Here is an 18,526-nt window from a genome sequence, read left to right as displayed (position 1 = left end):
TGCTATTTTAAAAGGAAAACGTCCATCGTCACCTATGCCATCCGCTTCGTCTTCATCAGTGCCGCCCTCCCCATCTTCCGTAATCGGGGTGTCTCTGCGCGCCAGCCTGCTGTTTCTGCTCCTTTGCGGTATCGTGTATCCACTTGTGAGCACGGGCGCCGCGCAGCTGCTGTTCCCGGCTCAGGCCAATGGCAGCCTGCTCAAGGACAGCGCAGGCAACGTCGTTGGTTCGTCGCTGATCGGTCAGCCTTTCACCGATCAGCGCTATTTTCAGGGGCGGGTGTCGAGCATTGACTATAAGGCGGAAGCTTCCGGCTCTAACAACTATGCCCCTTCGAACCCGGAGCTGCTGGCTCGCATGAAAGCATCTATCGCCCAGTGGCAGCAGGATAATCCCGAGGTGCCGATTGCTCAGCTGCCGCTTGCATTAATAACGAACTCCGGCTCCGGGCTTGACCCGGATATTACGCCGCAGTCGGCTATCGTACAAATTGCAAGAATTAGCAAGCTGACAGGACTGCCGAAGGCAGAGCTTGAAGAACTTGTACACGCGCATACGAAAGGACGCGAGCTCGGCCTCTTCGGTGACAAGCGCGTCAATGTGCTGGAGCTGAATCTGGCTTTATCCACACGAATCGCCAAATAAAAAAGAAGGCGGGAGCAGAATGCCACCGTATCAACGCAAGACGCCAGAGGAGATATTGGCTTCTATCTCCCGGCTGCATAAGGGACGCCTGAAAATCATCATTGGCTCGGTCGCAGGCTCCGGGAAAACGTATCATCTGCTGCAGGAAGGCCAGCTGCTGAAGCAGCAGGGCATTGATGTCGTCATTTGCGCCTTAACGCCAGCTCCAAGTACAAATAGGAATCAAACCGCGCTTGAGTCTGAGCTGGAGCATGTCCCGAGCATTAAGTGGCAGCGCGATGGCAAGGAGCAGCAGGATTTGCCGCTGGAGACGCTGCTCGCCCGCAACCCGGAGGTCGTGCTCGTCGATGGCCTCGCCCATCGCAACCGTACGTGCGCCCGCTTCCAGACGCGGCTGGAGGACATTCAATATTTGCTGGAGCATGGCATCAGCATCATTACGACGATTAATGTCTACGAGCTGGAGGGCGAGGACGGAGTTATTTTCAAAATGACGGGCATTCGCGCGGAGGAGACGGTTCCGGCGGACACGCTGGAATGGGCCGATGAGGTTCGCCTCATTGATGTCTCTCCTGAGACGATGCTGAGCCGGATGGAAGAGGGACTGCTCGGCAGCTCCCTCCATCCGGCTATGCGGCTGCCCGGCAATCTGGCTGTTCTGCGTGAAGTCGCTCTCTGCCTCATGGCAGAGGGTGTTCACGAAACGCTGGAAAAGCACCGCGAAGCGCTGGGCTTAAGCGGCCCATCAGGAGCAGCCGAGCGGATTGTCGTATCGGCGCAATATCACTTCAACGGCTCCCTATATGTGCGCCGGGGCCAGCAAATTGCCAAGCGGCTGCATGGCGAGCTTGCCGTTGTCACCTTTCTGCTGCCGGGCCGCAGCTTATCGAAGGAGCAGCAAACGATCAAACGCTCGATGCAAAAGCTGGTGGCGAAGGTCGGCGGCGCGTTCGAGGAGCTCCCTCTGGCGCATGCGCGCAAGCTGCCTGCCGCACTTGTGGCATATGCAACGCGGCAGCATGCGACGCGCATTGTGATGGGCCATTCCAAGAAGAAAGCATGGCAGGAGCGTCTGCAAGGCTCTATCGTCAACCGCGTGCTCCGTAAAATACGGAACATCGACGTGTTTGTGATGACGGATCGGGCGGAGCATGAGGGAGAGCGGATTTTGCCCGTTAAAACCCGCTGGGGCGGGCAGGAGGCGCTTTTTCATCGTCTGGACTCCCGCGAGATGGAGGAACAGGCCCAGCGCATGCGACGCGGCACGTTCAAAATTTATATCGGAGCCGCTCCTGGCGTCGGGAAAACGTACAAAATGCTCCAGGAGGGTAACATTCTTAAGCGTAAAGGCGTAGATGTCGTCATTGGCTGGCTGGAAACGCATGGACGCAAGGAAACGGCCGAGCAGGTCGGCGACTTGGCGATTTTGCCCCGGGCAGTTATTCCCTATGGGGCAGCGCGGCTTGAGGAAATGGATACAACGGCTGTTATCGCGCGCCGCCCCGAGGTTGTGCTGATCGATGAGCTTGCCCATACGAATGTGCCCGGCAGCCTGCTCAAGAAAAGGTACGAGGATATTTTGCAGCTTCTGGAGCACGGGATTTCCGTTATTTCCACCGTAAACGTGCAGCATGTGGAAAGCTTAAATGATGCGGTGGAGCAGTTGACCGGTGTGCGGGTGAGAGAAACGGTGCCGGACGCGATTTTACAAATGGCGAATGAAATCGAGCTCATTGACGTTACGCCCCAAATGCTGGCGCAGCGCATGCGCGACGGAAAAATTTACAAGCAGGAAAAGGTGGAGCAGGCGCTGGGCTCTTTTTTCAAAATCGGCAATTTGATTGCCTTGCGAGAGCTGGCGCTGCGCGAAATTGCGGATGATGTCGATGAACGGCTGGAGTCGTGGGAACGCGGCCCTTCGCTTCGGGGGCCTTGGCGCAAGCGCGAGGTGATTTTTGTATGCATCGATTTAGGTGATCAGGCGGAAAGGCTGATTCGCCGCGGCTTTCGCATCGCTCACCGCTTGAAGGCAGAATGGCATGTCCATTATGTGCACAGCCGTAAAATTCAGCAAACCGAGGTGCAGCAAAAGCGGCTTCATGCGCTGCGGCAGCTGTGCGAGCGGCTTGGCGGCCAGCTGGCGGTAAGTGCGGCAGATAGACGCCAGGAAATTAGCGGAATTTTGCTGAAACAGATGGCTGACCTGCAAGCGACCCAGCTCATTATTGGACAATCGCGCCGGCCGCCGTGGCAAATGCTCGTCCGCAAAACGATTGTGCAGGATTTGCTGCGCTCCGCCAGACATTTGGATATGCTCATTGTCGCCAAATGGGAAACAGAGCCCATGCCGCCTAATCTCGGCACAGGCCCTGTTGATGATTTATAAACAGGCTTACTTACGGGGGACGGCTATCCTTCCAAACGCTAGGCTCTGCGGCTCAGGCTCAGGCTCAGGTTCAAGCTAAGGCTTAAGCTAAAGCTTAAGCGGCATTGCCGCGTCTTTTTTTGGAAGGATTGCCTAATAAGCCGTGTTTCCGGATTGACTGGTTTTGCCGGATGCAAAACCTTTGAACAGCGTCGGCACGCCAGAATAGCGCGTGTTTGTTATTTTGCCCGTTGTGGAGCTGCTGTCTGTACGCAAAATGGAATCCTTCACCTTGGAAATATCGCTATTTGAAACATTCATGGATACCGAATAAGAGGTGCCGCCATTTTGACGAACGAGCTTGCCGATGTCATTGGCCTTGAAATTTTTAATATTGATCGTGCCGGATGCATTCATTTGGAACACCTTGTCATAGGCTTTATATGCGCCGCCGCCTGTAATATTAACGGTACCGGAAGATTTTAGAGTCAAAGCGTCCTCGCCTACATCCTGCCATGTCACATTCTCAATATTGCAGCTGCCATAGCAGTGAACGCCGTCGGCAGCAGGAGCGCCGATAATGACATTTTTCAGCGTTGCGCCTGCCTCCAGACGGAATACCGGCTTCTGGTTCTCAGCCTGGCTGCCATCCCCTAACGTACTCGGGTTCGCGACAAAAACTTTGCCTTTGCCGTCATAGGTCGTATTTTTAGGAACAATAATGGTAGCGTTTACAACTTCTGCCGCTGATACAGGGGCAGGCTGCACACCAGCAATTGCAATAATAAGGGCCAAAGATAATAGAGCACCAATCCATTTTTTCATCGAATAAACTCTCCTTTATTCCATTTAATTTGGTTGTGGTGAAGCCTCATTCTTTAATGCCGCTATATTTATGCAAATAGATGTGCACCTCCGTTTGCATCTACAAGAAGACTACCTAATTTTTGCCATTACAGGAATAATCATTAGCTCAGTAGTTGTCCACTCCGCCGGGAATCCCTTATTTCTGTAACAATTTTCGCCTTTACCTGTGAGGAATGTCACAATCGACTGTGTCCCTCCTGTGTTATTCTAACCTCAGTAAGCAGCAAGAGGAGTGAATGCTCATGGAAACTGAACCGCTACGCAAGGTCGAGCAACTCGCACACAAGAAGCATATGATTTTTCAGCAAAGCCGCATCCGGTATATTTCCAGGTCCATGCTCGCCAGCATGTTCATTGGCTTTGGCGTTATAGTCGCCTTTAAGACGGGTAACTTTTTTTACGCCGAGCATTCTCCACTCGCTTATCCGATGGCCGCGCTAACGTTCGGAGCTGCGATTATTCTCATCGCATACGGCGGCGGCGACTTGTTTACCGGCAATACGTTTTATTATTCGTTTACCGCGCTCCGGCGCAAGCTCAAATGGACCGACGCCATCAAAATGTGGCTGACCAGCTACGCTGGCAACCTGCTTGGCGCAGCCGTGTTCGCCCTGCTCATTATGACAACCGGACTGTTCGACAGCGAGAAGGTCAATACGTTCCTGCTCAGTGTCGTCGAAGCGAAAATGCATACGTCGTCGATGGAGCTTTTTTTCCGGGCGATTTTATGTAACTGGCTAGTCTGTCTCGCCTTTTTTATCCCGATGGGCATGAAGCATGACGGGGCAAAAATGTTTTCCATGATGCTGTTCGTCTTCTGCTTCTTTATTTCGGGCTACGAGCATAGCATTGCCAACATGTGCACCTTTGCTATTGCACTAGTCGTCGACCATCCAGACACGATTACTTACGGCGGCGTCATTCACAATCTTGTGCCTGTCACACTGGGCAATCTGATTGGCGGCGGCGTATTAATGGGATATATGTATTATTTCGTGAACAAGCCTTATTTCGACAAAGAGGATCACGCGCAAGAGCAAGAACAGAAGGAATTGCAGAAGTAATTCAGGAGTAATGGCAAAAGCAAAACTAGAAGCAACTACACCATTAGACGGGGAGAGATCGGATATGAAAAAATCAAGAATTGTTGTCATTGGCGCTGGGGCTGTAGGCTCAACAACCGCTTATACACTGCTGCTTCGCAATCGCATGGATGAGCTGGTGCTTATCGATGCCAATGAGAAGAAAGCGATCGGCGATGCGCTCGACATGAACCACGGCATGCCGTTCCTTGGCGGCACGAAGGTATGGGCAGGCACTTACGAGGACTGCAAAGGCGCGGACATCATTATTATTACGGCCGGTGTGGCCCAGCGTCCAGGCGAAGAGCGTATTCAGCTGCTGAAGCGCAACGTAGCGATTTTTGACCAAATTATTGATGAGGTCTTGAAATATAATGACGATGGCATTCTGCTGATCGCCTCGAACCCAGTGGACGTCATGAGCTACTTCTCCTTGCGAAAATCGCGCTGGCCCGTTAACCGCGTCATCGGTTCAGGCACGCTGCTCGACAGCGCACGCTTCCGCTATCTGATTGGCGAAGAGCTGAACATTGATCCGCGCAGCGTCCACGCCCCAATTATCGGGGAGCATGGCGATTCCGAGCTGCCGGTATGGAGCCTGTCGAACGTTGCGGGTACAGAGCTAGGACTGAACGACGAACAGAAAGAACGGATTTTCACCGGCACACGCGATGCCGCTTACCAAATTATCGAAGCAAAAGGCGCGACGTATTACGCCATCGCTCTGGCACTCGACCGCATCTGTACCGCGATTCTGCAAGATGAAGGCGCCGTGCTGAACGTATCGACCCTGCTCGACAACTACCTCGGCGTATCCGATGTATACATCGGCGTTCCATGCGTCGTTGATCGCAGCGGTATCCGCAACGTTCTGGAGCTGACACTGTCGGACGAAGAAACGGCGCTGTTCCAGAAGTCGGCGAACAAGCTGAAAGGCTTGATTGAGTCGATTCGGGATGAGATGGAATAGAACAGAATAAGAAATACAGAACAGTCTGCCGCTTAATATCGGCAGACTGTTCTTAATTACAATAGTTTTAATTAATTCGACATTTATCGATGCACGATCCGATCCAATCGTTCTGAAATCCCCTCTACGTATCGTGTATCGATATCGTCATTCATTTTTTCAATCATTTTCAAATATTGCCGATATTGCTCGTTAAGCTCTCTCATTCGCCGCTTGCTCCGAAGCATACACAAGCCTTGAAAAAACCAGTCGCGTTTCTTCCACTTCACCGGTTCAATCCGAAATAACTGATGTTTGTCCAAATACTCCTGCTGTATGTCGAATTGGGCATACGTCCGCAGCCTGTCTTCCATTTCCAGCTTAATCTCCTCCAGCCTAATTGCGAGCAGCTCGTAATCCGGGTTTGGGCGATACGCTCTGGCACTTAGAAGATGCCGCTTGGCAGATTGCGCTGCCTCCAGTATCTGCTGTCTGTTCGCATATCTGTGTTTCAGCAACACAGCCACCTTTCTTGCAATGAAATAACGCTGCCGTCTATTCCGATTTACATATAGACTAAACTTATCCCATAACCCTAGTTGTGGGTATTGAGCAATAAATGTAATCGCTGCAAACCGTTCGCTGCCCCCTTGACCGGAAAGCTGCTTGTCGTCAAGCTGCTGCTCCACCTCCGTAAAATAGGCATGTAAATGATGGAAATACCGCTCCAGCTCCTGCTCGGCATATACGCCTCTACCCTTCGCCCAACTAAGAAACGTATAAATAATAACATCGACTATTATAAATGTAGCAAAAACACTATTGATCTCGTTCATAATCTTAAATGAAGACTGAATCGTAAAAGCCAAAAAAGCAATTGTGTATACGACTATGCGCAAGTAATTGTAGCTGAAAATGGTGTTTAACCGCAGAAACTTTCGTACAATTCGATGGCCACCAATTTTTAAGAACAGTGGACTGTATACGAACTGTGTCATTATTTTAATGCAATAAGCAAATAAGATAACGAAAAACGTAATCGATTGATAGCCCAAAATATCTGACGCTTTCAGCTTAGCCGAATCCACCAGAAATGCAGAGGCATTAAATTCGAGAGCGAAAAAGGAAAACAGCAACTCCATCGACCGTTGAAACAATATAGAAATTGCTGGAATCACACTGTAAAGCCCTATAACTAAAAGCACGGAGACTAGCAGCAGAATCGTACTGTTCATGCTGATAATCAATATGTAATAAATAAAATGAATCGCGTAAGTCAAAATATTAATAACAATTTTATGTACTGGTGCCCACCAGATAATAAATTTCTTATATGATTCGACGTGGTCTTCGGCCCATTTGGATAGCGTGGCCAGTATATACCAAAAACCAATTAACCAAATGACAAGCCCAGCCATACTTCGGAACATATGCCAAATGCCAAGCAGACGTTTCCCCGTCCCCAATTCTTTATTAAACATCTGCTTTATGAAGTCCGCATACACTTCCTGAATGCCAAACAACTGCTTCATAATTGGAATGCAGGATAATACGAGCAAGATGAACACGAGTATCGGCACTATTTTTTTAATGCTCCCATTCCATTTCATACGCGAGCCCCCTTTATAGAAATATCGCGACGCCGTCGTTCTCTCCTCAATTTCATTGTTAGTCTACGGCAAAAAGCTCCTGCGTTCCTTCACCATCCGAATTTCTAAATAACTGCCGATAAACCAAGCAACAGAGCCTGCGGCAACCCAAACAATAATAGACCAGGCCGAAAACGAGCAAATAACGAGCCAGAAAGCAAATACTATTTCGGATAAGAGAATAGCAAAGGCGTTGCCATGCTCGCGCAGATGCCTGTAAGATTCAATATATTCGCTCAAATGACGACTGCCCTGCCATTCATCGCTGATCTCTTTCTCTTTCCCTTTTCCTGTCACCTTCCTTTCTCTTTCGGAACGCAAACGGCTTAACTCCACATAGAAATAAAAGAGCTTGCTCAAAGCTTTGAATTTTCGCATTCCCGGATAAATAATCAGCCGTACTGCATGCAAAATCAAAATCAACATACTGGCGATATACATGTAGAGAAAGCCAAAAACAGCAATAATAATTGCGGCCAGCACCGTCAAACCATCCGTTTTCAAGCGAATTTCCCCTGATCCCGTTAATGCCTCAGCCTTTTGCAACTCCACTTTATTGCCACCGATGGTCAAATCAAGCTCATTAATGTCTATGTCCCTCGTTGTTTCAAACAAGAGGCTGTAAAAGTAGCTAAGATCGGGTTTGCTATCATCGTTGTGTGCTTTGGGAAAATAAGCCCGATTCATTTCGTTCTGATAATTCATAGCTAGAATAAATAAAATCAGTGCGCCAAATATAGTTCCTGCCAAATACCGAATCAGATAAAACTCCCAAAATCGATTTCCCATCGCCTATTATCCTCTTTCTGCCTGAAGCTGGTTTCTGCAAACAAATTTATTCATGACCGCGCGTTAAATATGGAAATTCTACATTTTATACCATAAACCCTTTTTCTTATAGTTCGAAAGGACGATGTTTCGGCAATATTTTGTCTATTACTGTCGGACTGATTTCCTATAAAAACCCTCTGCAAGCCAAAAAACGATACCTCTTTTTTAGAGATATCGTTTTGTATAGCTATTTTACGCTAAGCTTTATTCGTGATCTTCACCGTCGCAGTAGCCGCATCCCAAGCTGCATCCATATCCAGCCCTTCGGAAATGAATCTCACTGGCACGAGCGTCCGGCCGTTCACCACCGAAGCGGGAACATCCAGCGTCACCGCTGTTCCATTCACGTAAGCCGTCGTGCTGCCAATCGTGAGCGTAACCGTGCGGTCGTCCTTGACCGCTGTAATTTTTTTCGTTGCTGCATCCCATTTCACTTCAGCGCCAAAGGCTTCGAAGATGCCGCGAAGCGGAACGAGCACCCGCCCTGATTGATTAACCGGCTCCTGTTTGTCGAAGCTCACTTTGCTGCCATTTAAAAGGACGGAAATAGCTCCCGCTGCTGTAACTGGAGTCGTTGTCGACGGCAGTGGCGTCACGGCCAGCCCCAGCTGCTCCTGCAAGTTAGCCAGTCTGTTGAGCGCAAAAGTCATCAGCGACCCAGCCGCCATCGAGCCCATTCCTTGACCGCCTTGCCCTTGGCCTGCTCCTTGACCTGGACCCTGTCCAGCAGCAGCTTGTCCAGTTGCTGTACCATTGCCTGCGGCAGCATCTGTCGCAGTCGTATTACTAGTGCTTCCTGTCGCGGTTCCCGCATTGTCCGGTCTAGCTGCAGTCGTGCCATCCGGCATCGTCGGCGGTGTCATACCAGCATCATCAGGAGGCGTCATGCCTTCCATTGCTCCACCGCCTGTAGCAGAATAAGCTACATTAGATTCAAACTGCTCTACCGTATAAAATTTAGTCGGATCAGCCGTTACGCTTGGCCGAATAATATCAGCCAGCTCGGTAATGCGATCCTCGATTCCGCCCAGATAGTCCACCAGCTCATTTACATAGGTCAAATATTTGGCCTTATACTCTGGCACTTCCAGCAAATTCCCTATCATTGGGACGCTGTCCATGCTGATGCCCAAGACAGGCACATCAACCGAGGCAGTTGTCGCATTTGTATTGGTAGCTGCCGTCGTTGTGGACGTCGTTGTTGCCGTGGATGTCGTAGTTGTGGTCGCAGTTCCCGCAGTTCCCGCAGTTCCCGCTGCTGCCGCATTGCGACCGGCCCCGCCTCCGCCACCGGAATAGCCGTTAAATGACATATTGAAATCCCATGGCAGGACACTGAATTTTCCATCTGCATCGCCGTACAGCATATAGTTATGGCCCTTATCGCCATTATAGCTGTCGTAGTTGCCCAGTACAGCGTTGCCCGCAATGTATTTCAAGGCCGAGTCTACATCGAGTACGTCCTCGATATTCCCTTTCTCGCCAGCAGGCATATCATTCAGCACGCTAATAAAATTTTTCAACGATGCTTTATCATCCTCTGTGCCAAGCTCATACGTCAGCGTCTCATAGTCGCCGTCTTCCTCATATTGCAGATAGCTTTTCTCGTCCGTATCGTAGAGCACGCCATCGTTGTAATCTTCGCCATAATTTCTTTCCATATAGCTGTCATCAATAGCTTCAACACCTACATAGAAGCCATACAATTCACCATTGATATACAGGTTCGTAAGCACTGTCAGCGGGGCATCCAGCCCGATCGAGCGCAAAGCTTCGTAATGCAAATATTCACGTAAAAAAGAAGGATCTGCGTAGCTGTTGTTCAGCACCATTTTATCCAGTCCGAGCAGCGTTTGTTCTTTATCGTATTTGTCGAATTTCAAGCGAAAGCTGTAGCGGTCGGAATCCGTCATGCTGGCAACGGCCTTCAAGGTCAAATTGCCTTTGGTCGAAAATCCTACGTTGCTCAGCACATTGCCGTCTACGTCTACCGTTACCTTTTTATACTCCTTATCCAAGGGGCTGGCCAAAATGCTTTCCCAATCGTCGTCCGCGATCGTCACGTTCACATTAATGATTTTGTCCCCTTCAAATAGAGACTCATATTTTTGCGCAATGCCCGTCTCTGCAGCATAAACCGCCGACTTGCTCCCGATTGCTCCAAAACCCGATACGGCAATCGTTAGCGACAGAGCGGTAACCGTAACCTTCTTCCACATCTTTTTCAAATTCATAATTTGGATGACTCCTCCTTCAAACCAGATTTCAATTCCAGTCTTAAGGCTAAAGTATGAAGATTAAGTAAATCTTAGGTGAAATTGAAGGTTTGCTGAAAGTTGCTGGTACGCGGCGAAAAAGGCAGGGGGAGCGGCGGCTGTACGCAAAAAAACTCAAGCAGCCGCTCTGCTTGAGTTTTTAGCAATGCCTAGCCTAAGCTTGTTAAGCTCAGGTCGGGTCGAACCAGGGCCTGCTGGGTCAAAAAAGCGGCGAGCCCGCTTTGACCGGATGCAGCAGCGGCTCAAAGCCGGCAACACGCGCCTCGATGACGTCGCCATCGCGAATGACGGCTGCGCCAGGCGTCCCTGTCAAAATCACATCGCCGGGCAGCAGCGTCATGACCTGCGAATGAAAGGCGACGAGATATGCCGGCTGATAAATCATGTTAGCCAGCACATTGCCATGAACAAGCTCGCCATTATGCCAGGTTTCCACTGCCAGCTGGGGCAAGTCCGCGATTTCATCTCGCGTAATCAGCTCCGAGCCGAAGCCAAAAAAGGTATCAAAGCTTTTGGCCCGCGTCAGGAAACGCTGATGCTTGGCATGAATATCCGCTGCCGTAACATCGACTGATACGGCAAAACCTGCTACGCAGTCCAGCGCCTCGGCTTCGGTTATATTTTTGCATGTACGCCCGATAATGATTGCCAGCTCAGCCTCCGCCGTCACATGCTCCGTCTGCTGGGCAGGCAGCTCAATTGCTGCATTTGGGCCGATAAGCGACGTATCCGGCTTCATAAAGCTGACCGGATCAGCTTCAGCGAATAGTATCTCGCGCTCGGCCGCTTCCTTCACATAATTCATGCCGATACCCCAAATTTTTCGGGGATGGCGGTATAATGGCGCAACTGCCAATGCTTCGCTTGGCACTGATTCCAGCTGCGCAAGCTTATTGCTGCCTCCATCGTTATACCATGCCGTCAACGCATCCAGCTGCCCCTCTTGCAGCAGATCAAACACGTTGATGGGCCAATGCGTATGCTCCAACTGATTAATCGTATGGAGCCGCACATAGCGACCGTCAATGTTGATGCACGCTTGCTCGACACCCTCGTAATGGATCGTCACCAGCTTCATCTATTTTGCCGCCTCCCCTTCGTTTCCGCTGCCTGGCTGTTCGCTTCGTTCCCATAATTCCGCATGCTGCGCTATCCATCGCAGCAGCTTCAAATCCTGTCCTGCCCCTGCAATAATGGATAAACCAATTGGCGCTCCATCCACCTCGCCAACCGGCAGCGTTACTTGCGGCAAGCCTGACAGCCCTGCTATACAGCACAGCTGCATCGTTAGAGCACGCTGCTTGTCTGCCGCTTCTCCACTAATGTCGCGGTCCGGCGCCGTTCCGGGAATGGTTGGGATAACAAGCAGGCTATCTGTTCCGAGCAGCTCTCGCAGCTTGGCACGAATGCTGCGCTGTTCCTCTACCTTTTGCTCGCCATCTTCCTTGCGCAAAGTGCTTGCCCATCGAAATCGCTGCGCTATCCCCGGGCCAAAAGCAGGCTGCTCGCGCGTAATCCAATCGCCATGTGTTTGCCAAATTTCCAAACCTTGAATCGTGCGGAACGCTTCAAGCCATTGCTCCAGCCCTTCAGGGGCAAGCGTCAGCCGCTCGGTATTTGCGATAACGGCCTCCAGTTCAGCAACGAGTGGTCTCAGCTGTAGTGCGCTAGCAGAATCCGCCTTGCTCCATGCATCTTCTGCGATCAGCAAGCGGCTGAACAGCTTTACATTCGCAGCGTCCGCTGCGTCTGTTGTTTCCGTTTTGTCCGCTGCCACCTCTGCACGCTCGCTCGCCACTCCTAATGCCGGCTCACCAGTCTCCACGGCATCCGATTCCGCAGCAGCAGCTGCACCGCCCTCCACTCGGGTGGCCGCCTCCGCAGCAAGCAGCAGCTCGCCAACCTTCAGCAGCAGCGTGCTGTCCCGTGCCATCCAGCCTACCGTATCAAAGCTCGGAGCCAGAGGAATGACGCCATCCATCGCAACTGCGCCATGCGTCGGCCTAAAACCATAGACGCCGCAATAGGCGGAGGGTACGCGAACCGAGCCGCCTGTATCCGTCCCGAGCGCAAAATTCACTGCCCCCGCTGCAACGGCTACGGCAGAACCGCTGGAAGAGCCCCCCGGTATGCGACCCGGCGCAAGCGGGTTAATCGGCGTGCCGTAATGGGCGTTTTGCCCATTGATGCTGTACATTAATTCATCGGTATGCGTTGCTCCGGTCAGTGCCGCTCCCGCGTCAAGCAGCCGTTCTATGGTTGAGGCGGTATGCTCTGCCGCTTCGTGCGTGCGCAGCCAGTCGGGGTTGCCCGCGCTGCTTATATGCCCTTTAATCGCGAACACATCCTTAACCGCAAAACGGAGGCCATCTAGTTTGCCTGTATGAGTTGCTGGAAGCGTGAGCTCCGGCTTAATAAAAGCATGGAATGTATCCATAATTTTATGCTGCATGATTGCTGTCTCTCCTGTCCAACCTGTTCCGCCTATATTCTAGCGATCAGGCCGATTTCGGTATCTTTGCCTACAACCAACTCCGCACTCGCGGCTGAAAAATGGGCTGCCCATTACAGCCGATCTGCTTTACTCTTTGCCATACGTTTTGCACACACTTCCGAGTCGAGCCGCTTACCAGCCAATTGCCGCGCCATCGCTGCGCGGATCAGCTCCGCCGCTAAGGACGCCGTCCTTGCTAATCGTGATCGCATGGGCGTGGCCCATAATGCCGTCAAACTCTTTCATGCGGCGAACATCATGCCCGGCTTTCTCAAGCTGCTCCGTAACCTCGTCTGCTAGGCGGCTCTCTACTTTCAGCTCCTGTGTTTGCGCTCCCCATGTGCGGCCCCACACCCAGCGCGGCTCATTCACCGCCTGCTGCGGATTCATGCCAAAATCAATCATCCGCGTAAGGATCGCCACCTGTGTCTGCGGCTGCCCTTCGCCGCCCTGCGTGCCGAACAGATGGCTTGGCTTGCCATTCAGGCACGCCATGGCGGGCATCAGCGTATGGAAAGTCCGCTTGCGCGGCTCCAAACGGTTCACGTGCTGGGGCTCCAACGAGAAGAAGGACCCTCTATTTTGCAGCAAAATGCCCGTATCCCCAGCTACAACGCCTGAGCCAAACTCAAAATACAAGCTCTGAATGAAGGAAACCGCGTTGCCCTCCTCATCCACGACCGCCGCATAGGCCGTATCATTGCCGACAGGCTTCGTATCGATGGAGCAGGCCTCATCCAGCTTAATAGAAGCTGCAAGCTCCGCCGCATAGGCAGAGCTCAGCAAGCGTTCGAGCGGAATTTCCGCAAAAGCAGGGTCCGACAAAAATAAATTGCGGTCGCGGAAGCCGAGCTTAAGCGCCTCAATCATAAGATGATAATACGTGTATGAGCCATGCCCGTAAGCTTTCAGATCATAGTTCTCCAACATTTGCAGCGCCATCAGCGCCACAAAGCCTTGCGAGTTCGGCGGCACCTGGTACACGTCATGCCCACGGTAAGAGCCTTTAAGCGGCGCAACCCATTCGCCCGCATGCTCGGCAAAATCTTCCTTGGTCAGCAGCCCGCCGCTGCTCTGCAAATAAGCAGCGATCCGCTCCGCAATATCGCCTTTATAGAAAGCATCGCGCCCCTGCTCCGCGATAGCGCGAAGACTCGCTGCGAGGTCGCGCTGCACAAAGCGCTCCCCCGCCTGAACAACGCGCCCTTGCGGCAGGTATACCGCCGCAGTAGCTGGAAATTGTGCCAGCATGTCCGCATGCTGCACCGTATTTTCATATTGATCCGGCGACATCGGAAAGCCGTCTTCCGCATATCCAATAGCCATATCTAACACCTGTGCAAAAGGCAGACGCCCATATTGGCTATGCACGGCATGCCAGCCGTCCACCATGCCCGGAACTGTAATAGCGCTGCGCGGCCCGCGTACCGGAATCGCAGCTTCGCCAGCATAAGCCTCGCGCGTTGCAAAACTGCCGGATCGCCCGCTAGCATTATAGGCTCTCACCTGCTGTTCCTTATGTTCGTATGTGAGCCAAAACGAGTCTCCGCCAAGTCCCGTCATATGCGGATAGACGACAGCTAGACAAGCGCTGACCGCAATTGCAGCATCAAAGGCGTTGCCGCCTTGCTCTAGTATTCGCGCCCCTGCTGCCGAAGCCAGATGGTGGGGGCTTACAACCATGGCCTTCGTGCCGATTATCGGCTTGTTCATGCTATTCCACCCTTTATAAGTCAAGTTATCTGACATGATCTATTGAGTATTAAAGTAACATGGCAGTTCGGCTAGTGGCAACTATAAAATTCTTTTTGCCCACGATTGACAAATTTCATATTGATAAGGAATGAATTTGGTTATATATTTATTCATATCGTAATCGAATCGAACTTATCACATACGTTTTGATATTCTCGCTCGAAGGAGTAAAAGGAGCTTTTCATATGCAATCCAAAATGCCGCCCGCCCAGGCGGAGCACGCCATTGACGATATTGATCGTAAAATCATCGCTGCCCTGCATGTTAATGGAAGGATATCTTACACCGACTTGGCCAAGGATATTGGTTTATCCCGCGTTGCTGTGCAAGCCAGAATCAACACCCTGCTGGAGCAAGGCGTTATAGAGCGCTTCACAGCCGTCATCAATCCGGAGAAAATTGGCGTGACGGTATCGGCTTTTTTCAATGTCGAGGTGGAGCCTAAATTTCTGCATGAAGTAGCCGATCGCTTATCCGAGGAGCCCGTCGTCACTAGTCTGTATCACATGACAGGCCCCAGCAAGCTGCATATGCATGGCCTGTTCACCAGCAATCAGGAAATGGAGCTATTTTTGAAAGAAAAACTGTACCCGCTGCCCGGCATCATGAGCGTTGATTGCCAGGTTTTAATCAATCGCTACAAAAGTAGAATGGGAATGAGGCTGTAAAAAATGGAGACGACAACAAGCGCCAAAGCATATGGACAGCTTTCCTTGGCGATGTTTAAAACGGGCATTTTCGGCTTTGGGGGCGGCCCTTCTGTTATTCCTTTAATTCGGCATGAGGCGGTTACCCGCTACGACTGGATTAATGATGAGGAATTTGCTGAAATTTTGGCACTGGCCAACGCATTGCCCGGACCCATAGCCACCAAGATGGCCGCTTATCTCGGCTACCGGCTGCAAGGCTGGCTGGGCGCGCTCGCCGCTGTACTTGCTCATATTTTGCCTTCGGCCATCGCGATGATCGCCTTGCTGTCCGCTGTACAAATTCTTAGCGGCTCGGCTGTTGTGCAGGGAATGATCGCCGCGGTTATTCCCGTTATCGCAGTCATGCTTGGCGTAATGGCATATGAGTTCGGCAACCGTGCGGTGAAGGGACTGGGCTGGGTAACTGGGCTCATCAGCTGTGCGCTCGCTTTTCTGCTGCTGCAGGTCGTGAATATTCAGGATGCGGTCGTTATTGCCGCCTTCCTTCTCTATGGGGCGATGCATTTCAAGGCTGCCGCATGGGTGAAGAAGTGGAGAAACAATCGGCGCGATAAAGACAACAATACGAGCGCGAGCGCATAAGGAGCAGTCACTATGGATTGGTTGGATTTAATTATTGGTTTTTTTCTCGCAAATATTTTAGGCTATGGCGGCGGTCCTGCCTCCATTCCGCTCATGTATCATGAGGTCGTGGACCGTTACCACTGGTCAACCGATGCTGAATTTTCAAACATACTCGCGCTTGGCAATGCCCTTCCGGGGCCGATTGCTACGAAAATCGCCGCGTTCGTCGGTTATGATGTATACGGCATTCCAGGCATGGCAATCGCGCTTGCAGCAACGATTGTACCTTCGGCTGTGGCGCTGATTTTTCTGCTTAAGCTGCTGCAAAAGCATCGCCAATCTCCCATCGTCAAAGGGATGACGCTGCTCGTGCAACCCGTTGTCGCCATCATGATACTGCTGCTCACTTGGCAAATGGCAAGCACAGCCGTGCAATCCGCCGGCCTTTGGCAGACACTTGCCATTGCCGCCGTCGCCTACTGGGCGATGGAGCGCAAGAAGATCCATCCGGCGATCGTCATCTGCGTCGCCTTCGCTTACGGCGGCATCGTGCTTTCGCAGACAATGGCATAAAGGATGCAGCTTACGACCTTCTGCCACTTATCATGAAGAAGAAGCGGCCCGCACATTCGCCGACGCGTTTGTGCAGGGCCGCTTCTTTTTTATCCTATTCTCCGCTGCTGCTACTGAGCTTTAACCGGATACACGCCATCATCCAGGCAGATAATATAATTTATCGCCAAGTATGGCTGTATATTATTGTGTGCTTGAGACCCCCCGCTTGCAGTTATAGCATTCACATGCATGTTGGCATTCGGCTGTTCTTCATTATACACACTAACTGTAGTACCCCGCGGTGTAGTGGCCCAAATATTATTGATTGTATCCGTCGTATTTCCCAATGTCTGAGCGTTCAACTGATGTGTATGATTCGGCATTTCAAAGGTGGTAATCGTTTCTGTCATGCTGCCGCCCTTTTCATAGCACTTCCTCGGAGTCAGATCTACCCCGCTGCCTTGATGTATCGGCACTAGGCCCCGCAAATCAGGCAATGTAAAATACGTTTTATAGTCCGAGCCAAACGCACCTCCTATTATCGAGTACAATGGTTGATTGTACGGGAGAGAAACCTGCTGTCCATGACAAAAGGCCCAGCCCAGCGGAGCGAAGTTTCCTGTAAATAAGCGAATTTCTCCAATAAAAGCGTCCATGTCAAGCCTCGCTTTCTGATTCTAATTAATTTTTCGGTGGATAAGTCCCTGTCATTGCAATGCAAAAATTTGCGACCACGTAGGGCTGCATATTGGAATGGGCCTGTCCCGCGCCCGTCATCCCGATTGCCTGAGGCGACATGTACCCGTTCGCCGTCTTGCTGTAGGCCTTTGCGCTGCTTTCACTCCATACATTGGAGGCAGCCGCGCCCTTTGTACTTGTGGCTGAGCTGGCAGACAGCGAATGCGTGTGCTGGGGAATTTCATTTATCGTCAAGGCATGCGTTTCTGTTCCGCCGTTCGAATATACAGGGAATACTTCGTCTGTTGTTGGATTTAGGGCAGCCCTTCCCTGCAAATTTGGCAGTTGGAAAGTGGCTTGGCCATCCCCACCGAATTTATTGCCAATTATCGAGAATAAAGCTTGGTTCTCACTCACTTTAAGTATTTGTCCATTGCATTGGGCCCATCCTACAGGAGCGTAGTCGATTGCAAACAAACGTATTTCGCCAAGAAACCATTCTTCCATAAACGCCTTCCTCCTCTTGATTAGCTATTGTCTTATATGCTTAAAACTGCCTCATCGGATAGGTGCCTCGCATACAAATAATATAAGTTAGTGCCATGAAAGGCATCATATTGTTATGTGCCTGATTGCCGCCTACCGTGGACAAAGCAGTTTTGTTCATCGCGGCGTTAGGCGCTGCTGTTCCTTCAAAATATTGCTTGACCGTGCTCGCCGCCCAAAAATGGCCTGTCGGAGACGCCTCATCGCCTGCGGACTGCTGGGCTGCCGCCATATGCGTATGGGCCGGCAGCTGTGCCTGCGTCAACTGAACCGTCTCCTTACCGCCTTTATCTTTCAGAGAAAATTTGCTGCCCGTTGAGCTGGTCCCCATATGAATGGGAACCCGGCCCCGATAATCCGGTAGGGCGAACGTCGTTTGCCCGTCCCCTCCGTAGGTTGCCCCGAGAAGGCCGAACAGCGCCTCATTATTCTTAATCGGCAGCACTTGCCCGTTGCATAGTTCCCAATCCTGCGGCGCGTACGTGCCGACAAACAGCCTGATTTCGCCTAAATATGAATCTGCCATTTTAATTTCCTCCTCGGATTATTTGTTCTGTGC

At 51.3% G+C, this 18,526-nt stretch carries 17 protein-coding genes; 7 read left to right on the top strand and 10 right to left on the bottom strand.

The features are described 5' to 3' along the window. Positions 1–34 precede the first annotated feature (34 nt). Together kdpC and AC50X8_RS19430 are read left to right on the top strand one after the other, a co-directional pair. On the top strand, positions 35–646 hold the full coding sequence (gene kdpC / locus AC50X8_RS19435; RefSeq protein ID WP_494881105.1) for a potassium-transporting ATPase subunit KdpC: 612 nt from the start codon (positions 35–37) through the stop codon (positions 644–646). A 19-nt stretch (positions 647–665) separates the two neighbouring features. Then, positions 666–3,032, top strand: coding sequence for a histidine kinase (locus AC50X8_RS19430; protein WP_494880997.1), 2,367 nt, complete (start codon positions 666–668; stop codon positions 3,030–3,032). A gap of 132 nt (positions 3,033–3,164) precedes the next feature. On the opposite strand, the gene AC50X8_RS19425 is transcribed toward AC50X8_RS19430, so the two are convergent. Continuing rightward, complete coding sequence (locus AC50X8_RS19425; RefSeq protein WP_056036605.1) at positions 3,165–3,836, bottom strand: pectate lyase; 672 nt, start codon at positions 3,834–3,836, stop codon at positions 3,165–3,167. 284 nt (positions 3,837–4,120) lie between these two features. Between AC50X8_RS19425 and AC50X8_RS19420 the strand changes: the two genes are divergently transcribed. Both AC50X8_RS19420 and AC50X8_RS19415 read left to right on the top strand, forming a co-directional pair. Continuing rightward, positions 4,121–4,942, top strand: a complete 822-nt coding sequence (locus AC50X8_RS19420; protein ID WP_494861085.1) for a formate/nitrite transporter family protein — start codon at positions 4,121–4,123, stop codon at positions 4,940–4,942. Between the two features lie 64 nt (positions 4,943–5,006). Beyond that, positions 5,007–5,930: an L-lactate dehydrogenase gene (locus AC50X8_RS19415; protein ID WP_099518115.1), complete on the top strand. Its 924-nt coding sequence runs from the start codon at positions 5,007–5,009 to the stop codon at positions 5,928–5,930. An 83-nt stretch (positions 5,931–6,013) separates the two neighbouring features. Here AC50X8_RS19415 and AC50X8_RS19410 read toward each other — a convergent pair whose 3' ends face one another. The 6 genes from AC50X8_RS19410 to ggt all read right to left on the bottom strand — a co-directional run bounded on the left by AC50X8_RS19410 (position 6,014) and on the right by ggt (position 14,872). Next, positions 6,014–7,519: a hypothetical protein gene (locus AC50X8_RS19410; RefSeq protein ID WP_494880996.1), complete on the bottom strand. Its 1,506-nt coding sequence runs from the start codon at positions 7,517–7,519 to the stop codon at positions 6,014–6,016. A gap of 63 nt (positions 7,520–7,582) precedes the next feature. After that, entirely contained in the window at positions 7,583–8,347 is a 765-nt protein-coding gene (locus tag AC50X8_RS19405) for a hypothetical protein (protein ID WP_494861090.1), read from the bottom strand. Positions 8,348–8,586: 239 nt separating this feature from the next. Beyond that, a complete protein-coding gene (locus tag AC50X8_RS19400) occupies positions 8,587–10,623 on the bottom strand; it encodes a CotH kinase family protein (protein ID WP_494880994.1) in 2,037 nt (678 codons plus the stop codon). Positions 10,624–10,864: 241 nt separating this feature from the next. Then, complete coding sequence (locus AC50X8_RS19395; protein ID WP_494880992.1) at positions 10,865–11,743, bottom strand: fumarylacetoacetate hydrolase family protein; 879 nt, start codon at positions 11,741–11,743, stop codon at positions 10,865–10,867. Further along, a complete protein-coding gene (locus AC50X8_RS19390; RefSeq protein ID WP_494861096.1) occupies positions 11,744–13,117 on the bottom strand; it encodes an amidase family protein in 1,374 nt (457 codons plus the stop codon). It abuts the gene before it with no gap. 174 nt (positions 13,118–13,291) lie between these two features. Further along, positions 13,292–14,872, bottom strand: a complete 1,581-nt coding sequence (gene ggt / locus AC50X8_RS19385; protein WP_494880990.1) for a gamma-glutamyltransferase — start codon at positions 14,870–14,872, stop codon at positions 13,292–13,294. A gap of 227 nt (positions 14,873–15,099) precedes the next feature. Between ggt and chrS the strand changes: the two genes are divergently transcribed. Genes chrS through chrA form a run of 3 tightly spaced genes read left to right on the top strand, consistent with a single transcriptional unit; the run spans position 15,100 to position 16,761 of the window. After that, a complete protein-coding gene (chrS, locus tag AC50X8_RS19380) occupies positions 15,100–15,582 on the top strand; it encodes a chromate efflux transcriptional regulator ChrS (protein ID WP_494861100.1) in 483 nt (160 codons plus the stop codon). 3 nt (positions 15,583–15,585) lie between these two features. Further along, positions 15,586–16,206: a chromate efflux transporter ChrB gene (chrB, locus tag AC50X8_RS19375; protein WP_056036574.1), complete on the top strand. Its 621-nt coding sequence runs from the start codon at positions 15,586–15,588 to the stop codon at positions 16,204–16,206. Between the two features lie 12 nt (positions 16,207–16,218). Then, positions 16,219–16,761, top strand: coding sequence for a chromate efflux transporter ChrA (chrA, locus tag AC50X8_RS19370; protein WP_494880988.1), 543 nt, complete (start codon positions 16,219–16,221; stop codon positions 16,759–16,761). 110 nt (positions 16,762–16,871) lie between these two features. On the opposite strand, the gene AC50X8_RS19365 is transcribed toward chrA, so the two are convergent. The 3 genes from AC50X8_RS19365 to AC50X8_RS19355 are packed head-to-tail and all read right to left on the bottom strand — an operon-like array spanning position 16,872 to position 18,493. Then, the gene (locus AC50X8_RS19365; RefSeq protein WP_494880986.1) at positions 16,872–17,399 is read right to left on the bottom strand and encodes a phage tail protein; all 528 of its coding nucleotides are present in this window, start codon (positions 17,397–17,399) and stop codon (positions 16,872–16,874) included. Positions 17,400–17,424: 25 nt separating this feature from the next. Then, positions 17,425–17,928: a phage tail protein gene (locus AC50X8_RS19360; RefSeq protein ID WP_494861103.1), complete on the bottom strand. Its 504-nt coding sequence runs from the start codon at positions 17,926–17,928 to the stop codon at positions 17,425–17,427. 40 nt (positions 17,929–17,968) lie between these two features. Then, positions 17,969–18,493, bottom strand: coding sequence for a phage tail protein (locus AC50X8_RS19355; protein WP_056036562.1), 525 nt, complete (start codon positions 18,491–18,493; stop codon positions 17,969–17,971). Positions 18,494–18,526 lie beyond the last annotated feature (33 nt).

It is taken from the genome of Paenibacillus sp. JT22N15 (assembly GCF_059383755.1).
This window is presented reverse-complemented; position numbering and strand designations above follow the sequence as displayed.